Below are 564 nucleotides of genomic sequence, written 5' to 3'. Positions count from 1 at the left end.
CATGGCTGTCTACACCCTTCCCGAGCTGTCGTACGACTACGGCGCACTCGAGCCCCACATCTCCGGCCGCATCATGGAGCTCCACCACTCCAAGCACCACCAGGCCTACGTGACCGGCGCCAACACCGCGCTCGACAAGCTCGCCGAGGCCCGCGACTCCGGCGACCTCGCCGCGGTCAACCTCCACGAGAAGAACCTCGCGTTCAACCTCGGCGGCCACGTCAACCACTCCGCGTTCTGGACCAACCTCTCCCCCGAGGGCGGCGGCGAGCCCACCGGCGACATCGCCGCAGCCATCGACGAGGACTTCGGCTCGTTCGAGAAGTTCAAGAAGCACTTCGCCGCGGTCGCCGCAGGCGTCCAGGGCTCGGGCTGGGCCATCCTCGCCTGGGACACCCTCGGCAAGAAGCTCATCATCGTCCAGCTCTACGACCAGCAGGGCAACATCGCCCTGGGCCTGGTCCCCATCGTCCTGCTCGACGTCTGGGAGCACGCCTACTACCTCGACTACCAGAACGTGCGCGCCGACTACGTCACCGCCTGGTGGAACCTCGTCAACTGGGC

The 564-nt window shown here is 66.8% G+C and carries 1 protein-coding gene; it reads left to right on the top strand.

Going from position 1 to position 564, the window contains the following annotated elements:
* Position 1 precedes the first annotated feature (1 nt).
* Positions 2 to 564: superoxide dismutase (locus H9641_RS19810; protein ID WP_191806123.1), on the top strand; the 563-nt coding region annotated here is incomplete at its 3' end.

It is taken from the genome of Oerskovia merdavium (genome assembly GCF_014836755.1).
Taxonomy (GTDB): domain Bacteria; phylum Actinomycetota; class Actinomycetes; order Actinomycetales; family Cellulomonadaceae; genus Oerskovia; species Oerskovia merdavium.
This window is presented reverse-complemented; position numbering and strand designations above follow the sequence as displayed.